Here is a 23,233-nt window from a genome sequence, read left to right on the forward strand (position 1 = left end):
ATCGCCAGGCCAAGCGCGCCGAGCGCAACGCCGCCAAGGCCGCCAGGGAAGCGGTCAGTGTCTAATCGACTGACATCGTGACCGCATCCGTCGACCTTCCGAAGGCCCGATCCCGCGAACTGCGGATCGGGTCTTTGGTATTGCCGAGCCCCGTCGTGCTCGCTCCGATGGCAGGTGTCACCAACGTGGCGTTCCGGACGCTATGCCGGGAGCTGGAGCTGGCCACTACGGGCACCGTGAGCGGACTGTATGTCTGCGAGATGGTGACCGCGCGGGCCCTCGCCGAACGGCACCCCGTCACGCTGCACATGACCACCTTCTCCCCCGAAGAATCGCCACGGTCGCTACAGCTCTATTCGGTCGATCCGGAAACGACCTACCGCGCCGCCAAGATGGTGGTGGACGAGAATCTCGCCGACCACATCGACATGAACTTCGGTTGTCCGGTCCCCAAGGTCACCCGAAATGGCGGGGGCGCAGCGCTTCCCTACAAGCGGCGGCTGTTCGGTCAGATCGTCTCCGCCGCCGTGCGCGCCACCGAAGGCACCGACATACCGGTAACGGTCAAGTTCCGCGTCGGCATCGACGACGACCACCACACGCACCTGGACGCCGGCGCCATCGCCGAGGCCGAGGGGGCCGCCGCGGTCGCGCTACACGCCCGCACTGCCTCGCAGCGCTACTCGGGCGCCGCCGACTGGAACCAGATAGCCGCGCTCAAGAACCACGTGACAACCATTCCCGTCCTCGGAAACGGCGATATCTTCGATGCCGCCGACGCGGTCGTCATGATGGAACAAACGGGCTGCGACGGCGTCGTCATTGGTCGCGGATGTCTTGGCCGCCCCTGGCTCTTCGCGGAGCTGAGTGCCGTTTTCAACGGTCAGACGATTCCAGTGCCACCAAATCTCGGTCAGGTCACGGACATCATGCGGCGTCACGCGGTGTTGCTCGTCGATCATTTCGGGGAGGACAAGGCGTTGCGCGATATGCGCAAGCACATCGCCTGGTATCTGCACGGCTTCCCCGCCGGTGGAGATCTCCGGCGCGCGCTAGCACTCGTCAGCACCCTCGCCGAGCTGGACACCCTGCTCAATCAGCTGGATCCCGCCGCGCCCTTCCCCGAGGGCGGAAACGGCCCCCGGGGCCGCCAGGGGTCACCGGGCAAGGTGTCGCTGCCCGAGGGCTGGCTCAACGACCCCGACGATTGCACGGTTCCCTCGGCGGCCGACGTCATGCACTCTGGCGGGTGACGTGGGGTCACATCTCGGTCACTGGGCATGGTGATCTGCGGCAATGCTCAGTAGCATGTGACGACGACCGCGCCCCGGGCACGGCGTTATGTGCTGCCGGTGTGCCGTGTACTTGCAACTGTCCAGACGTTTTTAAGCGAGGTTGAACATGGGTGATGGCCCCAACGCCACTCCTGCCCAACCGCGCGCGTACGGCGCGGCCCCATGGGAACGCGCCGTCGAACCCGTTGGCAGTCATCCTGACATCGACGTGGCACCGGAACCATCCAACACACCGTGGACGCCACCACCAGCGCTGAATCATTCGCTGCCCGATCCCACCGACGACGAGTGGACCCGGCGGTTGGAGACGGCACACACGGTGCGCGAGCCGCAGCCCGCGGCGCCAGCTCCCCGACCCGCACCGAGGCAGGCCGCACAACCTCCCAGGACCGCTACCAACGGACCCAAGCCCGGCCCGGCACCGGAGGAGCCGCCCGCACCGTCGGCACACGAAACCGGCTCGCACTCACTGTCGGTGGCCGAGCTCCTGGCCCGTGAGGGCGCCGGCGGCGGGCGCCGATCCCGGCGGCACGCGCGATCGGAACCCGAGGACCGCGCCGAGGAGCCCGCTCCCACGGCGTTCGCCGACGAAAGCCATACCGACGTCCTCCCCCAGGTGCGACAGGACGCACCCGACCTCGATCGCTATTCCACCGAGCCGGTCGACGAGCACGCGGACTTTGTCGACTACCCGGATGACGCCCCCCTCTACGACAAGGCCGCCGCGCGCCGCGTACGGGCGTCGAATCTGGACGACAACATCGACACCCGCGCCATCCCCATCCGCGTGGGGAATCCGGAAGCCTTTGTCCAGGAACCCGAATCCAAGCGCTCGCGGCGCCCCATCTACCTCGGGCGCTCCATCGCCGCCGTCGTCGCGGTGTGCTCCCTCACCGTCACCGGCGGCGCCTGGCAGTGGAGCAACGTCAAGAACAACAGACTCAACCGCGTCGAGGCCCTGGACCCCAACTCCCACGACATCCGCGATCCCAACGCTCAGTACGGCGACGAGAACTTCCTCATCATCGGCGTCGACACCCGCGCGGGTGCCAATAGCAACATGGGCGCCGGAGACACCTCCGATGCCGAAGGCACGCGTTCGGACACCATGATGTTGGTCAACATCCCAGCGAACCGTAAGCGGGTCGCGGTCGTGTCCTTCCCCCGTGATCTGGCGATCCAGCCGACGCTCTGCGAAGTGTGGAACGAGGACACCCGGTCCTACGGACCCGATAAGGCCTACACCGAAACCAAACTCAACTCGGCGTTCGCATTTGGCGGTCCCAAGTGTCTGGTCAAGGTCATTCAGAAGATCTCGGGCCTGAACATCAACCGCTTCCTCGGGGTGGACTTCGCCGGGTTCTCCAAGATGGTCGACGCGCTCGGCGGGGTCGAGGTGTGCACGCCCACGCCGATCGAGGACTACGAGCTGGGCACCGTGCTGGAAAACGCTGGGCGCCAAACGATCGACGGACATACGGCCCTGCAGTACGTGCGTGCCCGTCAGGTCACCACCGAATACAACGGTGACTACGGACGCATCAAGCGGCAGCAGTTGTTCCTGTCGTCTCTGCTGCGTTCGATGATCTCGCACAACACCTTCTTCTCGTTGAGCAAGCTCAACAATGTGGTGAACACCTTCATCGACGACTCCTACGTCGACAACATCAGGACGAAAGACCTTGTGGACCTTGGTCAATCACTGCAAGACGTGAAGGCCGGCCGTATCACCTTCCTGACGGTGCCAACCGATGGCACCGACTCCGAGGGCAACGAGACGCCACGCACCACAGATATCCGAAAGATCTTCGACGCCATCATCAATGACGATCCGTTGCCTGGCGAACTGCAGCCCGACGGCACCCGCGTCCCCATGCCCGGCACCACCACCCAGGACACTACCTTGGCGTCCAGTGAGCACGGAGCCGCCACCGAACTCGGCGAAACATCCATGGCCACACCAACTCCCGCCGCTACGCCAAGTGAGCAGATTGATCTGGTCACCACCGAGCCCAGCGAGATCAACGTGCACGTGTCCAACAGCACGGGCCAGACGGGCCTGGCAGCATCGGCCGCCAGCCAGCTGTCTCAGTACGGATTCGGCATCACCACCACCGACGACTATCCGTCCGCGCTGCCCACCACCACGGTCTTCTTCTCCCCGGGGCACGAGCAGCAGGCCGCGACGGTCGCCGCCTCATTCGGCGGAGCCAAGCTCCAGCGGATCAACGGAGCCCAGAACTCCGTGCGCGTGGTCCTCGGCAGTGACTACGCGTCCACCGCCAACTTGCAGGCTCCGCCCGTCGCCGGATCGAGCGTTCCGCTGCAGCTTTCCTCGGGCGCGATGGCTCCCGCCGAACTCCCCATGGATCTGACGGTCGTCAATGCCGGCGACGCTACCTGCGGATAGTCCGTCTATTTAGACGCTGATCGCAGTTTCTTCGACGGAACCTGTAGTGGCATTCACTCGGCGTTCACGCCAGAGCCATGACTCGACGACGACGGGTCCGTAGGCTTGATCCATGCGTACCGCGTTTCAGGAGCAGCTGTCCTCATTATCGGCACAGCTCGGGGAGATGTGTGGGTTGGCCGGAGCCGCCATGGAGCGGGCCACTCGTGCATTGCTACAGGCCGATCTCGTCCTTGCCGAGCAGGTCATCTCGGACCACGAGCAGATCACCGCGATGAGCGCCGCCGCCGAAGAGAATGCCTTCGCCATCTTGGCCCTGCAGGCTCCGGTGGCCGGCGACCTTCGCGAGGTCGTCAGCAGCATCCAGATTGTCGCGGACGTGGACCGAATGGGCGCCCTGGCCCTGCACGTCGCCAAGATCGCCCGGCGTCGTCATCCGCAGCACGCACTGCCCGAAGAGGTCAACGGATACTTCGCCGAGATGGGCCGAGTCGCAGTCGATTTGGGCAACAGTGCGCAGGAGGTGCTGCTGACCCGCGATCCGGAGAAGGCCGCCCGTATCAATGAAGAAGACGATGCGATGGACGACCTGCACCGGCATCTGTTCACCGTGCTGATGGACCGCGAGTGGAAGCACGGAGTGGCTGCCGCCGTCGACGTGACCCTGCTGGGCCGCTTCTACGAGCGCTTCGCCGATCACGCGGTGGAGGTCGCCCGACGAGTCATCTTCCAGGTGACCGGCAGCCTGCCGCCGGAGGGACAGGGCCACGACCACCTGACGTCGCTCTAAGCGGCTAAGGCACCAGCACGATCTTCCCGCGGGTGTGCTGCTGTTCGAGCAGCTCGTACGCACTGCGCACGTCATCCAGCGGGAACGTATGCGCGACAATCACATCCAGCTTTTTGTCGACAATCAGTGCGGCCAGCTCGGCGAGCACCTGCGCCGAGGCGCCTTCGGCGTTTCCCACACTTTGCACGCCGTATCGCTCGATTGCCGCGAAGTCGATGATGGTGTCGATTCGCCGCAGCTCCACTCCAAGCTCATTGAGCGCCAGCTCCACGTAGCCTCCGCCGAAGAGGTCGAGGAAGGCATCGACCCGCCCGTCGGGCGCTGCTGCCTTGATGCGGTCTGCCAATCCCTCGCCGTAGTTGACCGGGATGACGCCATGCGCGGTGAGCCACTCATCGTTACCCGGCCCCGCGATACCGATCACGGTCGCACCAGCGGCCTTGGCGAGCTGTACGGCAATGGTGCCCACTCCCCCCGCCGCGCCGGAGACGGCGACCACATCACCCGGGGCCAAATCAACCGAGCCGACCGCTGCATACGCGGTGCTACCCGCGACGAAGAGGCTGCCCGCCACCTCCCATGACAGACTCTCGGGCTTGGTGACCAGCTGGCTGGCCGGAACGACGACGAACTCCGCGTGACTGGCCCGATCATCGGTATAGCCGAACACCTCGTCCCCTGGCGCAAAACGCGCCACGCTGTGGCCGACTTCCACTACAACGCCTGCCAGGTCGCTGCCCTGCCCGGAGGGGAAGGTCGCCGGGAACCTGTCGTGCAACACTCCGGTGCGGATCTTCGCCTCGCCGGGGTTGATCCCCGCGGCGCGCACCTGCACGAGGACCTCATCGAGCCCGGGAACCGGGCGCGGCACGTCACGCACCTGCAGGACGTCGATACCGCCGTACTGATCGAACTGCACTGCCTTGGTCATGCCGACTATGACAGTTGCACGACCCGAGGTATTCCTGGATCAGCCGAAGCGGCCGGAGATGTAGTCCTCGGTGGCCTTCTGGCTCGGGTTGGAGAAGATGCGCTCGGTGTCGTCGATCTCCACGAGCATGCCCGGCTTACCGGCGGCCTCCAGGTTGAAGAACGCGGTCTGATCGCTGACGCGCGCGGCTTGCTGCATGTTGTGCGTGACGATAACGATGGTGAACTCCTGCTTGAGCTCGGAGATCAAGTCCTCGATGGCCAGCGTGGAGATGGGGTCCAAGGCTGAGCACGGCTCGTCCATCAACAGCACGTCCGGCTGCACCGCGATGGCCCTGGCGATGCAGAGACGCTGCTGCTGACCGCCGGAGAGCCCGCCACCGGGACGGTCAAGACGATCCTTGACCTCGTTCCACAGGTTGGCACCCTGCAGCGAACGCTCGGCCACCTCGTCAAGGGTCTTCTTGCTGCGCACACCCTGCAACCGCAGTCCGGCTACCACATTGTCACGAATCGACATGGTGGGGAACGGGTTTGGCCGCTGGAACACCATGCCGATGGTCTTACGCACCGATACCGGGTCTATCCCGGCGCCGTAGATGTCGGCACCGTCGAGCAGCACCGAACCCTCGACACGAGCACCGGGTGTCACCTCATGCATCCGGTTGAGGGTGCGCAGCACGGTCGACTTACCGCAACCGGACGGGCCGATGAAGGCCGTCACGCTGCGAGGCGGAACCGACAGCGCGACATCCTGAACGGCGTGGAACTTGCCGTAAAAGATGTTGACGTCCTTGAGATCGAGGCGCTTGGCCATAACTACCTTCCTAGACCTTTTTCGGTGCGAAGAAACGCGAAATGAGCTTGGCGATTATGTTGAGAATCGCCACCAACAAGATGAGGGTGAGAGCGGCGCCCCAGAGGCGTGACTCCGCAAGCCCCACCACGGAACCGCTGCGCTGGTCGAGCATCATGCCCGGCAGCGAGGCCATCTCCCCGCCGAACATGTCGTAGTTGATCAGCTTGCTGTAACCGACGAGTACCAGCAGCGGTGCGGTTTCGCCCATGACACGGGCCAGGGCCAGCATCACACCGGTAACCACACCCGAGAGTGCGGTGGGCAGCACGATGCGCGCGATGGTCTTCCACTTGGGCACACCCAGCGCGAAAGAGGCCTCGCGCAGATCGTTCGGGACGATCTTGAGCATTTCCTCCGAGGAACGCACCACCACCGGAATCATCAACAGCACCAAGGCAAGCGAGACCGCGAGGCCCGACCTCGGCAGTCCGAGCGTGGCCACCCACAGGGCGTAGATGAAGAGCGCGGCCACAATGGACGGCACGCCGGTCAGGATGTCGACCATGAAGGTGGTGAGCTTGGCCAGCCGGGAGTTGGCGCCGTACTCGACGAGGTAGATGGCCACGAAGATGCCGATGGGTACCGAGATGATCGCGCAGAACAGGCCTTGAAACAGTGTGCCGACGATGGCGTGATACGCGCCGCCGCCCTCGATCCGGTTGGTCATCATGTTCTGCGATTTGAACCACCAGTCCGCGCTGGTGATGGCACCGAATCCGCGATCGAACACGGTGTACAGCACCCAAACCAGCGGAATCAGAGCGATCAGCACGGCGGCCGAGACAAGCACCGTGGCAAGGGCGTTGGTGGCCTTGCGCCTAGCCGAGAGCGGATGGAAGGCAGGCTCCTTCACGGGCCTGTCAAGTGTCGCGGTCATGCCCGGCCCCTTCCGCCGACGACGGCACGGGCCGCCGAGTTCACCAGGAATGTCAGCACGAACAGCACCAGTCCGGCCGCGATGTACGCCCCGGCCTCCAATTCGTTGTTGAATTCCGACGCGTTGGAAGCGATATGGGTCGCGAAGGTGCTTCCACTGTCGAAGAGCGACCAGCCGAATGCCACCGAGGTACCCGACAAGATCAACATCAGCGCAATGGTCTCGCCCAGTGCGCGACCGAGCCCCAGCATGGAACCACTGATATATCCGGAGGTGCCGAACGGAATGATGGTGGTACGCACCACTTCCCATTTGGTGGCGCCCAAGGCGAGCGCTGCCTCGATCTGGCCCTTTGGGGTCTGAATGAAGACCTCTCGAGTGACGGCCGCGATGATCGGCAGGATCATCACCGCCAGCACAATGCCGCCGGTGAACAGATTGCCGCCGCCTCCGATGTTCACGGGGCTGTCAGCAAAAAGCGGTATGAAGCCGAGGTTTCTGTTGAGCCACAGCGCAACCGGCGCGATCGCCGGCGCCAGCACATAGATGCCCCACAAGCCGTAGACGATGGACGGCACCGCGGCCAGCAGGTCGATGACATAGGACAGCGGCCCACGAACCCGCGCCGGCGCGTACTCGGTGAGATAGATCGCGATACCAAGGGCCACCGGCATGGCGAGCAAGAGCGCGAAGACCGAGACGAAGACGGTGACCTGGAACAGATCGAGGACACCGAATTGCATGTGTGCCGTGTCGTCGGTGCGCCACGGACCGTTGTAGAGGAAGAAGTTCGCGTCGTCGTTGTTCAGCGCCGGAACAGCGCGCAGGATCAGGAATACGGCCACCAGACCGATGAGCGCGACAACGAACACACCCGACCCAGTAGCGAGTCCGGAGAAGATGCGGTCGCCTGGACGGCTGACCGTGTTGGTGGACTTAGCGGGTGGCTGATGGTCGCCCTCGTCGCTCATGGGTTGTGACTTCTCCTCGAAGACCGATCCGTCAAGATCCGCCGGACGGGCTACCCCCACGGGATCGATCCCGCTGGTCTGGCTGCTCATTGAACTCGCTGTCTGTGTCGTTGATGGTACGTCCCCACCCGGGTCGCCTGAGCTCACCGGGTGGGGACGAATCAGCTGCTAGGAGAGCGCCTTGATGGCCGTCTCCAGACGGGACTTGAACTGCGTGGGCAGCGGGGCGTAGCCCACATCGGCCAGACCCTTCTGTCCCTGGTTCACCGCAACCGTCAGGAACGACTTCACCGCGGCGGCGACTTCGGGGTCCTTGTAACCCTTGGAGCAGACGATCTCGTACGTGGCCAGCACGATCGGGTAAGCGCCGGCGGTCTTGGTGCCGTAGATCGAGGCCAGGTCCAGCTTGAGGTCATTACCCTCGCCCGCGAACTTGGCGGTCTCCACTGAGGCGGCGGCGGTCTCGGGGGTCAGCGCGACCGCGCCGGCACCGCTGTCGATCTGGGCATACGGCATCTTGAGGTCGTCGGCGTAGCCCTTCTCCACATAGGTGATGGCACCGGGCAGAGCCTTGACCTTCTCGGCTACACCCGAGGACTTCTCGGCGCTCTCACCGGCGCCGCCTTCCCAGCTGCCGCTGCTGCCCTTGGTCCAGCTCTCCGCGGCGGCGGTGGTCAGGTACTTGCCGAAGTTCTCGCTGGTGCCGGACTTGTCCTTGCGGTACACCGGGGTGACCTTGGTGTCCGGCAGTGTCGCGCCCGGGTTGAGCGCGGCGATCGCCGGGTCGTTCCAGGCGGTGATGGCACCGGTGAAGATCTTGGCCGCGGTGTCCGCGTTCAGGACCAGCTTGTCAACGCCGGGGATGTTGTACGCCAAGGCAATTGGGCCGAAGACGACGGGCAGGTTCCATGCCTCGTTGCCTGCGCAGCGCTCCTTTGCCTTGCCCGCCTCTTCCTCGGACAGCGCCGAGTCGGAGCCGCCGATGTCGACCTGTCCGGCGATGAAGTTGTCGCGTCCCTTGCCCGAGCCCGTGGGGTTGTAGTTGATCGACTTTCCGGAGCACGCGGTCGAGTACTCGTTGGCGAAGATGTCGAAGGCGTTCTTCTGGGCCGACGAGCCCTCGGCACTCAGCTTGGCCTTGCCCGCACAGTCGCCCGAGCCGGAAGCAGCGCCGGAGGCACTGGACGAGGAACCTCCGGTGGTGTTGTCGCTACCGCAGGCGGCGAGGCCGGCGGTCAGAGCGACTGCGGCGGCCGCCGCGAAGATCGTGGTGCCAGTGCTTTTAAGATTCACGGCCTTGAGGTTCACGGCTCTCGCTTTCTCGCATGAGTGATCGGAAGTCAGGTGATGGGGATGGATCTTCTACGCGCACCCCGGAAACTAAAGGCAGTCAATGGACGGGCACCCGACCGCAGGTGAACGGAAAGTGAACTCACAGACTTGACAGTCCGGTCGTTATCGCAGGTAAACGCCTATCAGGCCCGACCGTAGGCGGCATCGGTCAGGGAAACCTCGAATCCCAGCCGCTCATAGGTCCGCAGGGCGGCGCTGTTATCAGACTCGACGTACAGCAACACGGTGCTCAATCCGGTGTCAGCCAGATGCTGGAGCCCCACCAACGTCAGCAGGTGACCCAATCCCCGGCCCTGCGCGGCGGGGTCGACCCCCACGACATACACCTCACCCACCCCTGGCTTGTCCAAATGCTTTTTGGTCCAGTGGAACCCGAGAAGATCGCCGGTCTGCGCGTCATGCGCGAGGAACACTCCACTCGGATCAAACCAGGGTTCGGCGAACCGGCCGGACAGATCGTCCTGCGTCCAGCCTCCTTGTTCCGGATGCCACGAGAACGCGGCGTTGTTGACGCGAAGTAGATCCGAATCATCTTGCGGCCCAGCATAATGCCGGATCACAACACTGGGGTCGGCCGAGACGGTGGGCAGATCTGACAGGGGGCGACGCATCTGGTGGAGTCGCCGCAACGCGACCAGCCCCAGCTTGGCGGCCAACGCCTTGGCCTCGGGCAGGTCGCCGTGTGCCCAAACGCGGGTGCCCTCGCCACCCTCCCGGAGGGCTTCCCGGATCATCGCCGAACCGATTCCTCGGCGACGCAGCGCCGGCGCGACCACCAATTCGGCCATCGCCGTGGCATTCTCACGAGCATCCGCGTCGCCAGTGCTGTCGTCCGGCAACACCAAGTTGAGGTACGCCGCCACGTCGTCACCGTCCTCGGCGACCAGGTGCTTGGCTGCGGTTCCACGCAGCTCTCGCAGCACCTGTTCTCCCACCGGGGCGACACCATCGACGCGGGTGGCCCCGACAATCAACTCGCGTATCTGTAGTTGACGCTGATCATCGAGAAGCGGGACCCATTCGGTCATACCGTCACGCTAGTCGTGATTCAGCCGGCGTTGCGTGCCCCTGGTTCGGCGACGATGTCGTCGTCGCCGATCTCGTCGTCCACATCGTCATCAACGTCGGTGACCGCGACACCGGCACTCTCGGATGCGCCGGAGTCGCCCTTCGCACGCGGCGGCCGGACCGCCTTGTAACCGACGTTGCGCACGGTGCCGATGAGCGATTCGTACTCGCCGCCCAGCTTCGCGCGTAGACGCCGCACGTGGACATCCACGGTGCGGGTGCCGCCGAAGAAGTCGTATCCCCACACCTCTTGAAGCAGCTGCGCCCTGGTGAACACCCGGCCGGCGTGCTGCGCCAAATACTTGAGCAGCTCGAACTCTTTGTAGGTGAGGTCCAGCGGGCGGCCACGCAATCGCGCGGTGTAGGTGCCCTCGTCGATGACCAGTTCGCCGAGCACGACCTTGCTGGCGTTCTCCACGTTGACCGCACCCGCCCGGCGCCCGACCAGCAGGCGTAGCCGTGCGTCGATCTCGGCGGGGCCGGTGCCGGGCAGCAGGATGTCGTCCAGGCCCCAATCGACGTTGACCGCCACCAGGCTGCCCTCGTTGACCACGGCGACCACCGGAACCGACGATCCGGCAGCTCCCAGCAGTCTGCACAGTCCGCGCGCGGAAGCCAGATCGGTGCGCGCGTCAACGATCGCGATGTCGGCAGAGCCCGCCTCCAGCAGCGAGGACACCTCGCTGGGCACCGGTCGCACGGTATGGGCGAGCAGCGACAGAGACGGCAGCACCGCATCGGGATTTGGGTCAGCGGTCAGCAGCAACAGGTCCAACGAGCCCTCCAACACCCGGGTGCTTCGGTCTCCAGGTGTTCCATAATGTACCCCGCCACCTGCTGGTAAGCCCGGCCGAGAACCTCGGACGCGCGGCGGTACGCCAGAATATGCAGATGCGCAAACCCCTGATCGCCACTATCGCGGCGGTATGTGCACTGGCAATCGCGGCCACCAGCACCGATTTCGGATGTGCGATCTACGCCGAATACCGGCTGTCCCGGACCCTGCGTGCCGAGGCGAATCTCAGCTCCGATCCGTCCGTGGCGATCCTGGTTTTCCCGTTCATTCCCCAGGCTCTGGCGCACCGATACAAGGAAGTGGAGATCAAGGCACACGGCGTCGACCACGCCGAAACGGGCAAGGCAACGCTGGAAGGCACCTTGCACGGCATCGACATCTCCCAGGCGTCCTGGCTGATCCGTCCGGACTCTCCGTTGCGGGTGGACCGGGTGGAGAGCCGAATCATCATCGACTCCAACCACCTCGGCCGATTCATGGGAATCAACGATCTTGCCGTCGAACCCCCGCCGAAGGAACAGAACGACGCCACCGGAGGCACCACCGAATCCGGCATCTCCACGGGAACCGGCCTGCTGTTCACCGGAACGCCGAAGACGGGAGAATTTCAGCACAAGGTGACCGTGTCGGTTGACGTCTCGGTCGGCGGACCGGCCAAGACAGATCTGCAATTTGTCGCCACATCGATAGTGACGGGCCCCGGGACGGCCGACCGCGATGTGCCCGAGGACCAGCAGGCGGGCGTGTTCGCCGCGTTCACCAAGGTCGTCCCGCGGCAGAAGCTCCCCTTCGCTATCGAACCAACAACGGTCGGCGCACGTGGATCAGATGTGATCATCGAAGGTATCGCCAAGGGAGTAACGATCTCCCTGGACGCGTTCAAACAGTCATGACGTCAGGTTTGTCCGCTCTTCAGGAGAGCGGCTCATCGCCCTTTGTGACCGTGGTCATCGTGATCGCGGTCGCGCTGCTGGCGTCGAGCCTCATCGCAGTCGCCATCAAGAGCAAGGCCGGCAAGCTCCGCGAAGGCCCCGGTGGAGCCGAGGAGGTCCAGGCCCCGCCCGGCATCGAACTCTCCGCGACCGGACCGACGATCGTGCACTTCAGCGCGGTGTGGTGTGGGCCGTGCGCATCGGTCCGCCGAGTCGTCGACCAGGTCTCGGCTGACCGGCCCGAGGTGGCACATATAGAGGTCGACATCGATGCCAATCCCGACGCCGCACGGGCCCTCTCGGTGCTGTCGCTGCCGACAACCTTCATCTTCGACGCCACCGGACGGCAGGCTTATCGAGTCTCCGGAGTGCCCAAGGCCGCCGACCTGCGCACTGCGCTGCAGGGCATGACGCAGCCGGGGTAAACTCGTCGCCGTGCAAGCCCGCCTTGAGCCGATGCTCACCAAACGACGCGCCGTCGATCTGTGCCGCGTCGCGGGCTGCTGCTGTTGTTGCTGCTAATAGCGGCCACCTTCGAGTGTGCCGTACCTGGTGTAGCCATATCCGCCACCCTTAGGAGCACAACAACCCATGACCACTGCCAACACACCGCCCGTAATCAGTCAGGTTGACGTTCGCGGTCCCCGCTTCGTCGCCTGGGTCACCACCACAGTTCTCATCATCACCCTGGCGGTGTCTGCCGTATCGCCGGTAGCGGCCGCCGTGATCCTGGGACTTCAAGCGGTGGTGTTCGCGATCGGCGCGCTGCTGGGGCCGCACCGCGCCCCCTACGGAACGATCTTCCGGACTCTGATCCAGCCCAGGCTGAGCCCGGTCACCGAACGCGAGCCCATCCCGCCGCTGCAGTTCGCCCAGCTGCTGGGCTTCACCTTCGCCGCGGTCGGAACCATCGGGTTCGCCACCGGCGTCACATTGCTCGGCCAGATCGCGACGGCCTTCGCTCTTGGCGCCGCCTTCCTCAACGCGGCCTTCGGCATCTGCCTGGGCTGCCAGCTGTACCCCCTCGTTACCCGTTTTCGCCGCACACAACCGTCGGCTCAGTAACCCGACAAAACCACCGGAAGGAACCGCTGCATGGCACGCTCTGACGTACTGGTCTCCGCCCAATGGGCGCAAGACAACCTTTCCGCCCCCAACACGGTGTTCGTGGAGGTGGACGAGGACACCAGCGCGTACGACGTCGGCCACATCGAGGGCGCCGTCAGGCTGGACTGGAAGACCGATCTCCAGGATGCGGTCAAGCGCGACTTCGTTGACCAGCAGCAGTTCTCGAAGCTGCTGTCCGACAAGGGCATCGGTAATGACGACACCGTCGTCCTCTACGGCGGTAACAACAACTGGTTCGCTGCGTACGCCTACTGGTACTTCAAGCTGTATGGACACCAGGACGTGAAGCTGCTCGACGGCGGCCGCAAGAAGTGGGAGCTGGACGGCCGCGCGCTGTCCACCGACACCGTCTCTCGTCCCGCGACGTCCTACCAGGCCGCCGCTCCGGATAACTCGATCCGTGCCTTCCGCGACGAGGTGATCGCCGCCATCGGTGCCAAGAACCTGGTCGACGTGCGTTCGCCCGACGAGTTCTCGGGCAAGATTCTGGCTCCCGCGCACCTGCCGCAGGAGCAGAGCCAGCGCCCCGGACACGTCCCCGGCGCCATCAACGTCCCGTGGAGCAAGGCGGCCAACGAAGACGGCACCTTCAAGTCGGATGAAGAGCTCGCCAAGCTCTACGCCGACGCGGGGCTGGACGGTGAAAAGGAAACCATCGCGTACTGCCGCATCGGTGAGCGTTCCTCGCACACCTGGTTCGTGTTGCAGGAGCTCCTGGGACACCAGAACGTGACGAACTACGACGGCAGTTGGACCGAATACGGCTCTCTGGTGGGAGCCCCGATCGAGTTGGGAAGCTAGTTATGTGCAGTGCACCGAAGCAGGGCCTGGCCATTCCGGCGGGCGTTGACGTGGAGAAGGAAACCGTGATCACCGGCCGCGTGGTCGATGGCAACGGTCAGACGGTGGGCGGTGCCTTTGTGCGCCTGCTGGATTCCTCCGATGAGTTCACCGCCGAGGTGGTGGCGTCTGCGACCGGCGACTTCCGGTTCTTCGCCGCACCGGGCGACTGGACGCTGCGGGCGTTGTCCTCCGCCGGGAACGGCACGGCCACGGTGAGCCCCACCGGTGCCGGCATCCACGAGGTCGACATCAAGATCGAGGCCTAGCCTCTTCTTTCGCTGCGAAGGCACTCAGGTACGTATTCAGCCCGAATCACGTACCTGAGTGCCTTTTCGCGTCGCTAGGCGCCGTGGCAGTTCAGTTCGCCGTATCCGGTGCGGCGACGGGGCTGCGCACTGGCTGCCTGGCCTCCAGCCCGGGCATGGGCTGCTCGGGTCCACTCCCAGCGGGGGACGGATCCTCCAGCCCAGTCGATTGCCCGGTGGCAGGGTTTTGCCGGCCGATCGCGGACGTCGCACCCGGCATCACACCGCCGGCCGCATCGGGCACCGCGGTCTCCTGCATGGGCGAAGCGGTCCGCACACCGAAGACCTGCCCGCGCGGACCAGCCTCTTGTGGCTTCACGACGACATGCTTCAACTGGACGCCGAGACGATCGTCGGGCAGGCCGATATGGGACGACTCCGGGTCCGCGTTGGTCATGGCCCCGACACCACCCGCATCCAGGACCCGGGGCGGCGGGGTCAGAGAGAAGACGGTCTGAAACCCGTACGCGCCGGGGAAGTAGCCGATGTAGCCCGGCGGGCTGTAGATCTGCCCTGTCGGGTCACCCGGCACCGAGGGGTCCGCCGCTGCGCTCGGCGGCCCAAGAAGAGCCGTAGGTAGCACCGCGACGATCACGGCCGCTCGTGTGAGGTGTGCTCTCATGTTGTGGATCCTCTGTGTGTGGATGCGGCGCGTCACTTCGACAAGGTGGGACCCGTATCGGGGCCGCTGTTCACGGAGCTCGGCCCGACGGTCCCGTTGGCATTCGGCTGCAGGGATTCACCGCCGAGGGGCAGCCGTCTCGGGGTGCCGGCATAGGGATCTTCGAGGCCACCACCGGGACTGCCCACCGGCATCGTGTAGCCGGGTGTGACGCCACCGGCGGGGTCGGGTGCGCCGGTCGCCTCCATCTGCGACTCGGGCCGCACTCCGAAGGCGTTGCCCACCATCGAACGCCGTTGCGGTTCGACACCTAGTTGCGAGCCGGGAAGCCCGAACTCGGCCGATTGGGAGTCGGTGTTGCTCATCGCTGCTACGCCGGCCGTGTCCAGGACGCGCCGGGGCCGCATCCAGAAGCCCAGGATCCAGGTGTACGCACCGGGTTGATGGCCGATCCGGCCGGGCATGTTGTGGTACGGAAGGCCGTCATAGCCAGGAGGCGGGCCCGGCGGGACGGGGTCCGCGGATGCGTTCGGCGCCAGGAAGATGCCTGCGCCGCAGAGAATCGCGAGTCCTCCCGCGATCATGCGTGATGCCATGGCGTATCTCCTTGCTCAGATCTTGGTGGGTTCGCCGTAGATGGCGTAGGAGGAATGTGCCCCCGTCGTCGAGATCCGCAAGTACGCGTACGACCGGATGGTGACATCGCCCCCGCAGGCGTCCGCCTTGACGTGCAGATTGGTGACGTCGAGTGTTGCGCGCCCCGACTTATCGAGCCCCATGTTCGACATCGGGAGATCGACGATCACGCCGGGTTCGAGGACCGTCTGCGCGTATCCGGTAAGACCGCCACCCACTGATCCACCGACGGAGCTGCTCGATCCGAGGCTTCCGGTTCCGCTCACACCGCCGGACGCCGCGCCGCCGAACTGAAGGCCGCTGGACACGTCGGATTGACATCCGAGCTGATAGCCCATGATGAACAGGCTGTCCATGATCGCCCCCTGCCCGCCCTCGGCCCTGGCCGAGGCATACAGGGACACGAAGGCCTCGCGCGAGTTCGACGCGTTGGCGAGGTTGGGTATCGAGTTGACTACCTCGTTGTAGCTGTTCAGATGGATGTGCCAGCCGTCCGGTGTCACCTGATCCAGGTCCTCTGGCAGCATGGTTACCGGTTCCGCGAATGCCGCGGGCGCTTCTGTCACTGCCATACCGCAGAGCACCGCCACAATGCAGGCGGTACGGGCGAATCGATCAAGCATTCCTGCCATGTGAGCCTTTCGAATGGTCCTTGAATATCGCCGTTCTGTCTTACGGAAAGGTGCCGCTTGCCTTTCACGGGCATTTATCGACCGATATCGACAACATCACCCCTGAACAGGCAATAACGCTAAATTTCTGCGAATTGCGTGGCACCGCAACAATTTCTCCAGCCGTCACTTCTGCCCGATACAGCCCTTCGCAACTGAACGGAGCTCATCTAGCTAGAGAGCCGTTAACGCCGCCTCGAATCGTGGTTAACGGGGACTAAACGCGGAATTTGGTATGGCTGCCCGCCATGAGGCAGGTGTGGTTTCCCCCCATGCGAACAGAATTTCGGGCGGAATTACCCGAGAATTACCTGTGGGTGAGGGACGACGGCGGCCTCATCAGAGGATCGGAATGGAAACGTCCAGAGACGTGCCGCGCCCTACGGGGCTGGAAACGGTCAATGTGCCGCCCAGCGCCTCGACTCTGTCGGTCAACCCCACGAGTCCCGAACCCTTGCGGGGATTGGCCCCACCCACGCCGTCATCGCGGATAGCCATGCAGAGATGCGGCCCGCTACATCGCACCGACACCTGCACCTGACTCGCCGCGGAGTGCTTGGCGGCGTTGGCGAGTGCCTCCGCCAACACGTAGTACGCGGCCATCTCGACCGACTCGGCGATGGCGCCGTCGACGTTCACCTCGATGGCGACCGGCACGGCCGAGCGCCGTGCCAGCGTGCACAACGCGGGCCGCAAGCCGCTGGACAGAATCGCCGGGTGAACACCGCGCGAGAATTCCTGAAGGTCCTCGGTGACACCGATCAACCCGGTACTCAGCTCCGCGAGCTGGTTGGCCAGATCCGGGAAACCGGATGGCAACTCCGCGGTCACCATGCCGAGGCGCAGACGCAGCGACGCTAGGCGCTGCTGTACACCGTCGTGCAGATCGCGCTCCAGACGTCGACGTGCCTCGTCGGCAGCTGTCACGATCCGCGCGCGGGAGGCCGTGAGCTCTTCTCGCGTATGGGCGTTCGCGATCGCGGTGGCGGCCAGGTCGGCGAAATCGTTGACGGGTGCGGCCGCAAGGCTTTCCCCCCGCAGAACGGCCGCTCCCCACATGCTCCCACCGACACGGATCGGGCTGCACACGCTGACACCGAATCCCATCGCCTCTCCGGGCGGCACGCCGTCGTCCAACACGAGCTGGGTTCCCGGGGTGTGGCCCATTCCCACCTCACCGGATGCCGCGACGATGGCGACGGTGTTGCCTGCCTCGTACCGCACCAGAATCGCGGTGTCGGCGTGTAGGCAATGGACCATCTCGTCGACCAACGCCGTGAACACGTCCGACGGCGGCACCGCACGCGCGACCAGAGTCGCTATCCGGCGTAGTCCAGCCTGTTGCTCGGCGATCGCGGCCGCCTCCCGACGGCGCGCCTCGACCTCGTTGGTGCGGGCACGGGCCAGGCTCGCCAGCCCGTTGGCGACCAGCGCGGCAACCAGGAAAATCACGTGGACCACGCCGTTCTGCAGCTCGACCGACAGCACATGACCGTTCGGCCAATCGCGTACGTAGTCGAATGTGATGGCGCTGGCGATGGAGGTGAGCACCGCGAGCCGAAGCCCCCAGATCGCCGATACGACCAAAATGCCGAGAAGATAAATGGTGCCCATGCGCTCGGTCGGCGCGATCTGCCGCAGTAGCAGCGCCGCAACGGTTTCGGAAACGAGAAAGGCCGCCGCGACCAGGATTCCCAGTGTGGCCGACGGTGGTGTGCCCGGCCGGAAGGGCAACGTCAGCCATCCCCACAATCTGGGTGACGATGCGCCGCGTCCGTTGTCGACCGACTCGCCGGCCATCGTCGACGGCCCCAGCGGCAGCGTTGAGATAGTGGGGGTCACGTCTGGAAACTTCCTTACCTCCGGGACCCAGATGCGTCCCGCCTCTTCGAATATAGCCACGCAGGCTGCGCGGCTACTCTGGCGCTGTGGCCGCCCTGCGCGTGGTAATCGCCGACGACGACGTACTCCTTCGTGAAGGGATCGCCAGCCTTCTCGATCGTTCGAATTTCGAGGTTGTCGGCCAGGCGGGCGACGCCGTCGACCTGATGGGTTTGGTCAGGAGCCAACGGCCTGACCTCGTCGTCACGGATATCCGGATGCCGCCGACGCACGCCACGGAAGGACTTGAGGCTGCCCGGGCAATACACAAGGAGTTCCCCGAAATCGGAGTGCTGGTCCTTTCCGCACATGTGGAAGTGGAGTACGCGATCGAGCTCGTGTCCACCGGGGGCGGACGGGGCTACCTCCTCAAGAGCCGTATCGGCGATGTCGCGGAGTTCCTCGATGCGCTGAACCGGATCGCCGGAGGGGCCGCGGTACTGGACCCGGCCCTTGTCAGAGAGCTGGTGGTGACGCGCCGCAACGACCATCCGATGGACGCCCTGAGTCAGCGGGAACGCGAGGTGCTGGGGGTGATGGCCGAGGGTTTGTCGAATGCCGGCATCGCCCGCAGGCTGTGGATCACCGAGAGCACGGTCGAAAAGCACGTCCACAATGTGATGACGAAGTTGAATCTCACCGAAACCGATGAGTACCACCGCCGGGTGCTCGCGGTGATCACCTTCCTGGCGGGTACCTGACCCGAGCTCGACGCGCGTTACGACTACGACGCCGTGTTCCCGCAGACGACGCCGGGATTCTCACATTCGGGCCCGGTGGTGTCGGGCAACTGCACCCATTCGGGTTGACCGCGCTGACTTTGAACCTGGTCGGGGTACCAGATTCCCGTACGGCAGATCACGCCCCTATCCATGCACTGCGGCCCGGTGCCATCGGGATGGTCAACCCAGCCACCGGCGCTGTCGCGCGGCTGCTGCGCCTCCGTGGGCGCCATGCCGCCGTCCAGCCATTCACCGTCGTGGTTCGGCGACGGCACCGGAGTGGGCTTGTCGGGTGCCGCAGACGCCATACCCGGTGTCGCCACCACGAGCGCGAGGCCGACAAGCCCCACACCGATTCCCCGGAGTACTGACTTTGATTGCCACACAGTTAATTTCCTATCCACGACGCCCCACTCGGCAATCGTCCCGTGTGCGCCAACCACTGGCATCCAGACGGACACCCAAAGTTCATGGGGGCCTCCCCCCAAAAGATCGGAAGCTCGCGCTAGTAGGACCAGCTGCCGGAGGGCTGCACGACGAACCCGTGCTCGCCGTAGTGCCGGTCCGGTGGATCCGGGGTGTCCTTGGCCCAGGAGTCGGGCTTCTTGGCCCGGCAGGCCAGCGCCTCCTCGGTGAGGACCGCACAGACCACGCCATTGCCGGGCGCGATCTTGGACCCGGTAGGCAAGAGCGGATACGGGTGATCGTCGGGTGTCTGTGCGTACTGCGCGATCAGCCCTGGCTTTGTCAGGGACACCGTCACCGAGTTCATCTGCTGGCCGGCACCCACGATTCGTCCGGTGCATGACACACCGAGATCGGCGATCATGTTGCTCTGGCATCTGAGGCCGCCGGGCGTGCTGAACACCCAGCCCGACATGCTCGGATGCGCACCGATCACCCGATATTCATCGAGGTCGACCGCCGGATAGGAGTCAACGTCCGGAAACTTCGGCGGTTGCGCATTCGCTGTAGGCGTCGCGACAAGCCCGACAGATGCCACGAAAGGTGCTAAAAACGCAGATAACAATCGTCTTCGCAAGATCGTCACACCCTTCCATCGCGGTAGCTGAACCCGACGTTACCCGGCGAGTTGTGGGTCACACCGTTATCCCAGGTAAGCTCCCATTCCGTGGTGCTCTTCTTCGAGATCATGTTGGTGGCCGCGGTGCTCGTCATCACCTGGTTCGCGCTGTACGCGCTGTACCGGCTGATCACCGACGAGTCGTGACGGAACCAGATCCGACCGCCGCCGAGCAGCGGCCATCGGTGGGCCGGAACCTTCCCACCTTTCAAGACCTCCCCATCCCTGCCGATACCGCGAACCTGCGCGAAGGCGCGGACCTGCATGAGGCGATGCTCGCGCTGCTGCCCCTGGTAGGAGTGTGGCGCGGCGAGGGCGAAGGCCGGGATGCCGACGGCGACTACCGCTTCGGACAGCAGATCATCGTCGCGCATGACGGCAGCGACTACCTCACGTGGGATTCGCGATCGTGGCGGCTGGACGCCGACGGGCAGTTCGAGCGGCTGACCTTGCGCGAGAGCGGGTTTTGGCGGTTCGCTCCTGATCCGGACGATCCAGACGAAGAGCAGGCCATCGAGCTGGTGCTGGCCCACGCCGCGGGGTTTGTCGAGCTGTTCTACGGCCATCCCCGCAACGCCTCATCCTGGGAGTTGGTCACCGATGCGCTGGCCCGGAGCAAGTCCGGCGCGCTGATCGGCGGAGCCAAACGTCTGTATGGGATCGTCGACGGCGGTGACCTGGCCTACGTCGAGGAGCGGGTGGGGGCCGACGGCGGCCTGACACCGCATCTATCGGCGCGGCTGTCACGATTCGCGGGCTAGACCTCCCGCGCCTGTCGCCCCTAGCCGGGCATGTCGGTGAGACTGTCCGGCCGTCCCCAAAAAAAGGGGGCGGCCCCCGAACCATTCGGCTCGATCGGACTCATCGAGGGTTCGGGGGCCGGGTGGCTGCCGTGGATTTGCCCACTGCAGCGCATGGCTGCAACTAGCGGGCAGCCACCTCACATGTCCAATACGTAATCAATGTTCGGACCACCTCCTTCCTTGTGTACCGACGACGGTACGACGCAAGAGAGTGCGCGACAACCGATTTTTCTCCGCCGAGCAGAACTAGAGCGCGATGGCCTTGTCGACCAACTCGGGCAACCGCACCGCCAGCGGCCCCGCCGGACGGTTGGCACCGTCGAGCGTGCGCACCCGGGCAGCGAGAGTAATACTGGCCAACATCCAAACATCCTGGGCAACAACGAGATCAGCGGGTCTCACGGCCTCGTACCGGCACGGGATGCCCTCGGCCGCGGCCACCTCGAAGAGCGCCCGCTGCGTGGTTCCGTGCAGAATCCCATGCTCCGGGAACGGGGTGATCAGTGCGTCGCCGGTGTCCACGATGACCGTCGATCGGGGCCCCTCAAGCACGAACCCATCCGAACTGACGAAGATGACGTCTTGAGCCCCTTGAGTTTCGGCATATCGCAGGGCGGACATGTTGATCGCGTAGGACAGCGTCTTTGCCCCCGATAGCAGCCAGGGCAGCGGTTCGGCGGGCCGCGCGGGCAGTCCGCGATCCAGGGTGATCACCGAGACGCCGTCACGCCGCGCCACCAACGATCGTTCCGGAACCGGCGCGATGGTCAGATATGCCGTTGCGCCCCCGCCGCTTTCGCGTCCACGGGTGAAGACGAGCCGCAGCATCGCATCGTCGGTCGATATCGAGTTCCATTGCCGCACACCGACCTCGACGGCCGCACGCCAGGCAGGCCGGTCGGGCTCGGCCAGATCCATTGACGCGGCAGATGCGGCCATCCGATCCAGATGCGCGTCCAGCTTGCAGACCGTTCCGCCGCGCACCAGCAGCGTCTCGAACGCGCCATCTCCGCGAACAGCGGCAAGCTCGTCGGCATACAACAGCGGCACCGAGGGGTCATGCACTTCACCGTCGAGTGTGACCAGCACCGCTACCGCCATGGGCAATGAGATTAGCGGCCGTAGAGTTGGAAACATCATGACGGCCATCTACGTACCTGAAGGTAACCCCGACGCCGGCGCGGTGTGGCACTACGGCGACCCCCTCGGCGAGCAGCGCGCGGCCCTGACCGGTGCCGTCCTCATCGATCGGTCAACACGCCCCGTCATCGCCCTGTCCGGCACCGAGCGGCTGAGCTGGCTGCACACCATCTCGAGCCAGCACGTCACCGGCCTACGGGACGGCGAAACGCGAGAAAACCTCAGCCTCGACGGGCAGGGACGTGTCGAAGACCACTGGGTACAAACCGATCTGGACGGCATTACCTACCTGGACACCGAGCCATGGCGGGGCCAGGCCCTCAAGGACTTCCTCGCCAAGATGGTGTTCTGGGCGAAGGTGGAGGTCTCGTCGTCCGATCTGAAGGTCTTCACCCTGCTGGGACCGGACAGCGTCAACCTCGCCGGAAAGCTGGGGATCGCAACGCTCCCTGAACTCGACCGCGCGGTCGCCCTGCCCGGCGGCGGCCTCATCAGGCGTATGCCGTGGCCGCTCCCCGATGCGACGTTCGACCTCCTGGTTCCCCCGGGACACGACCTGGCAGACCGGCTGGGGGTACGCCCCGCCGGTCTCTGGGCATTCGAGGCACTCCGGATCGCGGCCGCGCGCCCACGGCTGACCCTGGATACCGACGAGCGGACCATCCCGCATGAGGTGGCATGGATCGCGGTCGACGACGATCCCCGGGCGGTGCACCTGGAAAAGGGCTGCTACCGCGGACAGGAGACGGTGGCCCGGGTACACAATCTGGGCAAGCCACCGCGGGTGCTGGTGTTGCTACATCTCGATGGCTCTGCCGATCGGCCGTCCACGGGCGACGAGGTGGCGGCGGGCGGCCGTTCCATCGGCCGGGTGGGCTCGGTGGTCGACCATGTTGACCTGGGCCCGATAGCCCTGGCCCTACTCAAACGCTCGGTCGTCGACGCCCTCGCACACGGCGATACGACGCCCCTCACAGCAGGGCCGTCACCAGCCGCTATCGACCTCGATCTACTGCCCGACCTGCAGGGTGAGCAGCGTGGACGCGAGGCGATCAACCGTCTGCGACAAGGGCCCGGTCAACCGGGTGGTTAGGGCGTGCAGCAGTTGGTGGATCGG

Annotated in this window: 26 protein-coding genes; 12 read left to right on the forward strand and 14 right to left on the reverse strand. The window is 65.0% G+C overall.

What is annotated here, in order from left to right; genetic code table 11:
• The first annotated feature begins 77 nt into the window (after positions 1-77).
• The 3 genes from dusB to phoU all read left to right on the forward strand — a co-directional run bounded on the left by dusB (position 78) and on the right by phoU (position 4,495).
• Positions 78-1,253: a tRNA dihydrouridine synthase DusB gene (dusB, locus tag B4400_RS21280; RefSeq protein WP_139360407.1), complete on the forward strand. Its 1,176-nt coding sequence runs from the start codon at positions 78-80 to the stop codon at positions 1,251-1,253.
• 148 nt (positions 1,254-1,401) lie between these two features.
• A complete protein-coding gene (locus tag B4400_RS21285) occupies positions 1,402-3,705 on the forward strand; it encodes an LCP family protein (protein WP_078312781.1) in 2,304 nt (767 codons plus the stop codon).
• A gap of 112 nt (positions 3,706-3,817) precedes the next feature.
• Positions 3,818-4,495: a phosphate signaling complex protein PhoU gene (phoU, locus tag B4400_RS21290; protein WP_078312780.1), complete on the forward strand. Its 678-nt coding sequence runs from the start codon at positions 3,818-3,820 to the stop codon at positions 4,493-4,495.
• Between the two features lie 4 nt (positions 4,496-4,499).
• Here phoU and B4400_RS21295 read toward each other — a convergent pair whose 3' ends face one another.
• The 7 genes from B4400_RS21295 to B4400_RS21325 all read right to left on the reverse strand — a co-directional run bounded on the left by B4400_RS21295 (position 4,500) and on the right by B4400_RS21325 (position 11,328).
• Positions 4,500-5,426 carry an NADP-dependent oxidoreductase gene (locus tag B4400_RS21295; RefSeq protein ID WP_078312779.1) on the reverse strand — a complete coding sequence of 309 codons (927 nt, stop codon included), beginning with the start codon at positions 5,424-5,426 and terminating at the stop codon, positions 4,500-4,502.
• A 39-nt stretch (positions 5,427-5,465) separates the two neighbouring features.
• Positions 5,466-6,242, reverse strand: a complete 777-nt coding sequence (pstB, locus tag B4400_RS21300; protein ID WP_078303655.1) for a phosphate ABC transporter ATP-binding protein PstB — start codon at positions 6,240-6,242, stop codon at positions 5,466-5,468.
• A 10-nt stretch (positions 6,243-6,252) separates the two neighbouring features.
• Positions 6,253-7,161 carry a phosphate ABC transporter permease PstA gene (pstA, locus tag B4400_RS21305; protein ID WP_078312778.1) on the reverse strand — a complete coding sequence of 303 codons (909 nt, stop codon included), beginning with the start codon at positions 7,159-7,161 and terminating at the stop codon, positions 6,253-6,255.
• A complete protein-coding gene (pstC, locus tag B4400_RS21310; RefSeq protein WP_078312777.1) occupies positions 7,158-8,222 on the reverse strand; it encodes a phosphate ABC transporter permease subunit PstC in 1,065 nt (354 codons plus the stop codon). The genes pstA and pstC overlap by 4 nt, the downstream gene beginning before the upstream one ends.
• A 78-nt stretch (positions 8,223-8,300) precedes the next feature.
• Positions 8,301-9,440 (reverse strand): phosphate ABC transporter substrate-binding protein PstS, encoded by a 1,140-nt coding sequence (gene pstS / locus B4400_RS21315; RefSeq protein WP_078312776.1) that lies wholly within the window; start codon positions 9,438-9,440, stop codon positions 8,301-8,303.
• 167 nt (positions 9,441-9,607) lie between these two features.
• Positions 9,608-10,513, reverse strand: a complete 906-nt coding sequence (mshD, locus tag B4400_RS21320; protein WP_078312775.1) for a mycothiol synthase — start codon at positions 10,511-10,513, stop codon at positions 9,608-9,610.
• 20 nt (positions 10,514-10,533) lie between these two features.
• A complete protein-coding gene (locus B4400_RS21325; protein WP_078312796.1) occupies positions 10,534-11,328 on the reverse strand; it encodes a winged helix-turn-helix transcriptional regulator in 795 nt (264 codons plus the stop codon).
• A gap of 110 nt (positions 11,329-11,438) precedes the next feature.
• On the opposite strand from B4400_RS21325, the gene lmeA reads away from it, so the two are divergent.
• The 6 genes from lmeA (at position 11,439) to B4400_RS21350 (ending at position 14,518) form a co-directional block, all read left to right on the forward strand.
• Entirely contained in the window at positions 11,439-12,242 is an 804-nt protein-coding gene (gene lmeA, locus B4400_RS21330) for a mannan chain length control protein LmeA (protein ID WP_078312795.1), read from the forward strand.
• A 44-nt stretch (positions 12,243-12,286) separates the two neighbouring features.
• Positions 12,287-12,706, forward strand: coding sequence for a thioredoxin family protein (locus B4400_RS21335; protein WP_078312774.1), 420 nt, complete (start codon positions 12,287-12,289; stop codon positions 12,704-12,706).
• Positions 12,707-12,716: 10 nt separating this feature from the next.
• Positions 12,717-12,803: an Ms5788A family Cys-rich leader peptide gene (locus B4400_RS25095; RefSeq protein ID WP_353615267.1), complete on the forward strand. Its 87-nt coding sequence runs from the start codon at positions 12,717-12,719 to the stop codon at positions 12,801-12,803.
• Positions 12,804-12,872: 69 nt separating this feature from the next.
• Positions 12,873-13,346, forward strand: a complete 474-nt coding sequence (locus B4400_RS21340; protein ID WP_078312773.1) for a DUF4395 domain-containing protein — start codon at positions 12,873-12,875, stop codon at positions 13,344-13,346.
• Positions 13,347-13,376: 30 nt separating this feature from the next.
• Entirely contained in the window at positions 13,377-14,210 is an 834-nt protein-coding gene (locus tag B4400_RS21345) for a sulfurtransferase (RefSeq protein WP_046252538.1), read from the forward strand.
• Between the two features lie 2 nt (positions 14,211-14,212).
• Positions 14,213-14,518, forward strand: a complete 306-nt coding sequence (locus tag B4400_RS21350) for a DUF1416 domain-containing protein (RefSeq protein WP_070936675.1) — start codon at positions 14,213-14,215, stop codon at positions 14,516-14,518.
• A gap of 91 nt (positions 14,519-14,609) precedes the next feature.
• Here the strand turns inward: B4400_RS21350 and B4400_RS21355 are convergent, their stop codons facing one another.
• From B4400_RS21355 to B4400_RS21370, 4 genes are all read right to left on the reverse strand, one after another.
• Positions 14,610-15,179, reverse strand: a complete 570-nt coding sequence (locus tag B4400_RS21355; RefSeq protein WP_078312794.1) for a hypothetical protein — start codon at positions 15,177-15,179, stop codon at positions 14,610-14,612.
• Positions 15,180-15,211: 32 nt separating this feature from the next.
• Positions 15,212-15,775, reverse strand: coding sequence for a hypothetical protein (locus B4400_RS21360; protein WP_078312772.1), 564 nt, complete (start codon positions 15,773-15,775; stop codon positions 15,212-15,214).
• Between the two features lie 15 nt (positions 15,776-15,790).
• The gene (locus tag B4400_RS21365; protein ID WP_078312771.1) at positions 15,791-16,447 is read right to left on the reverse strand and encodes an MspA family porin; all 657 of its coding nucleotides are present in this window, start codon (positions 16,445-16,447) and stop codon (positions 15,791-15,793) included.
• A gap of 378 nt (positions 16,448-16,825) precedes the next feature.
• Positions 16,826-18,286, reverse strand: coding sequence for an ATP-binding protein (locus B4400_RS21370; protein WP_078312793.1), 1,461 nt, complete (start codon positions 18,284-18,286; stop codon positions 16,826-16,828).
• 128 nt (positions 18,287-18,414) lie between these two features.
• Here B4400_RS21370 and B4400_RS21375 point away from each other — a divergent pair, with 128 nt between their 5' ends.
• A complete protein-coding gene (locus B4400_RS21375) occupies positions 18,415-19,068 on the forward strand; it encodes a response regulator (RefSeq protein ID WP_078312770.1) in 654 nt (217 codons plus the stop codon).
• Positions 19,069-19,091: 23 nt separating this feature from the next.
• Here the strand turns inward: B4400_RS21375 and B4400_RS21380 are convergent, their stop codons facing one another.
• Complete coding sequence (locus B4400_RS21380) at positions 19,092-19,397, reverse strand: hypothetical protein (protein ID WP_078312792.1); 306 nt, start codon at positions 19,395-19,397, stop codon at positions 19,092-19,094.
• A gap of 197 nt (positions 19,398-19,594) precedes the next feature.
• Positions 19,595-20,119: a hypothetical protein gene (locus tag B4400_RS21385; RefSeq protein ID WP_502688424.1), complete on the reverse strand. Its 525-nt coding sequence runs from the start codon at positions 20,117-20,119 to the stop codon at positions 19,595-19,597.
• 197 nt (positions 20,120-20,316) lie between these two features.
• Here B4400_RS21385 and B4400_RS21390 point away from each other — a divergent pair, with 197 nt between their 5' ends.
• Positions 20,317-20,934 carry a heme-binding beta-barrel domain-containing protein gene (locus B4400_RS21390; RefSeq protein WP_078312769.1) on the forward strand — a complete coding sequence of 206 codons (618 nt, stop codon included), beginning with the start codon at positions 20,317-20,319 and terminating at the stop codon, positions 20,932-20,934.
• Positions 20,935-21,222: 288 nt separating this feature from the next.
• Here B4400_RS21390 and B4400_RS21395 read toward each other — a convergent pair whose 3' ends face one another.
• Complete coding sequence (locus B4400_RS21395) at positions 21,223-22,077, reverse strand: aminodeoxychorismate lyase (RefSeq protein ID WP_078312768.1); 855 nt, start codon at positions 22,075-22,077, stop codon at positions 21,223-21,225.
• Positions 22,078-22,114: 37 nt separating this feature from the next.
• Between B4400_RS21395 and ygfZ the strand changes: the two genes are divergently transcribed.
• Positions 22,115-23,209, forward strand: a complete 1,095-nt coding sequence (ygfZ, locus tag B4400_RS21400; RefSeq protein WP_078312767.1) for a CAF17-like 4Fe-4S cluster assembly/insertion protein YgfZ — start codon at positions 22,115-22,117, stop codon at positions 23,207-23,209.
• Positions 23,210-23,233: the final 24 nt, after the last annotated feature.

It is taken from the genome of Mycobacterium sp. D16Q13, assembly GCF_002013375.1.
In the GTDB taxonomy this organism is placed as follows: Bacteria; Actinomycetota; Actinomycetes; order Mycobacteriales; family Mycobacteriaceae; genus Mycobacterium.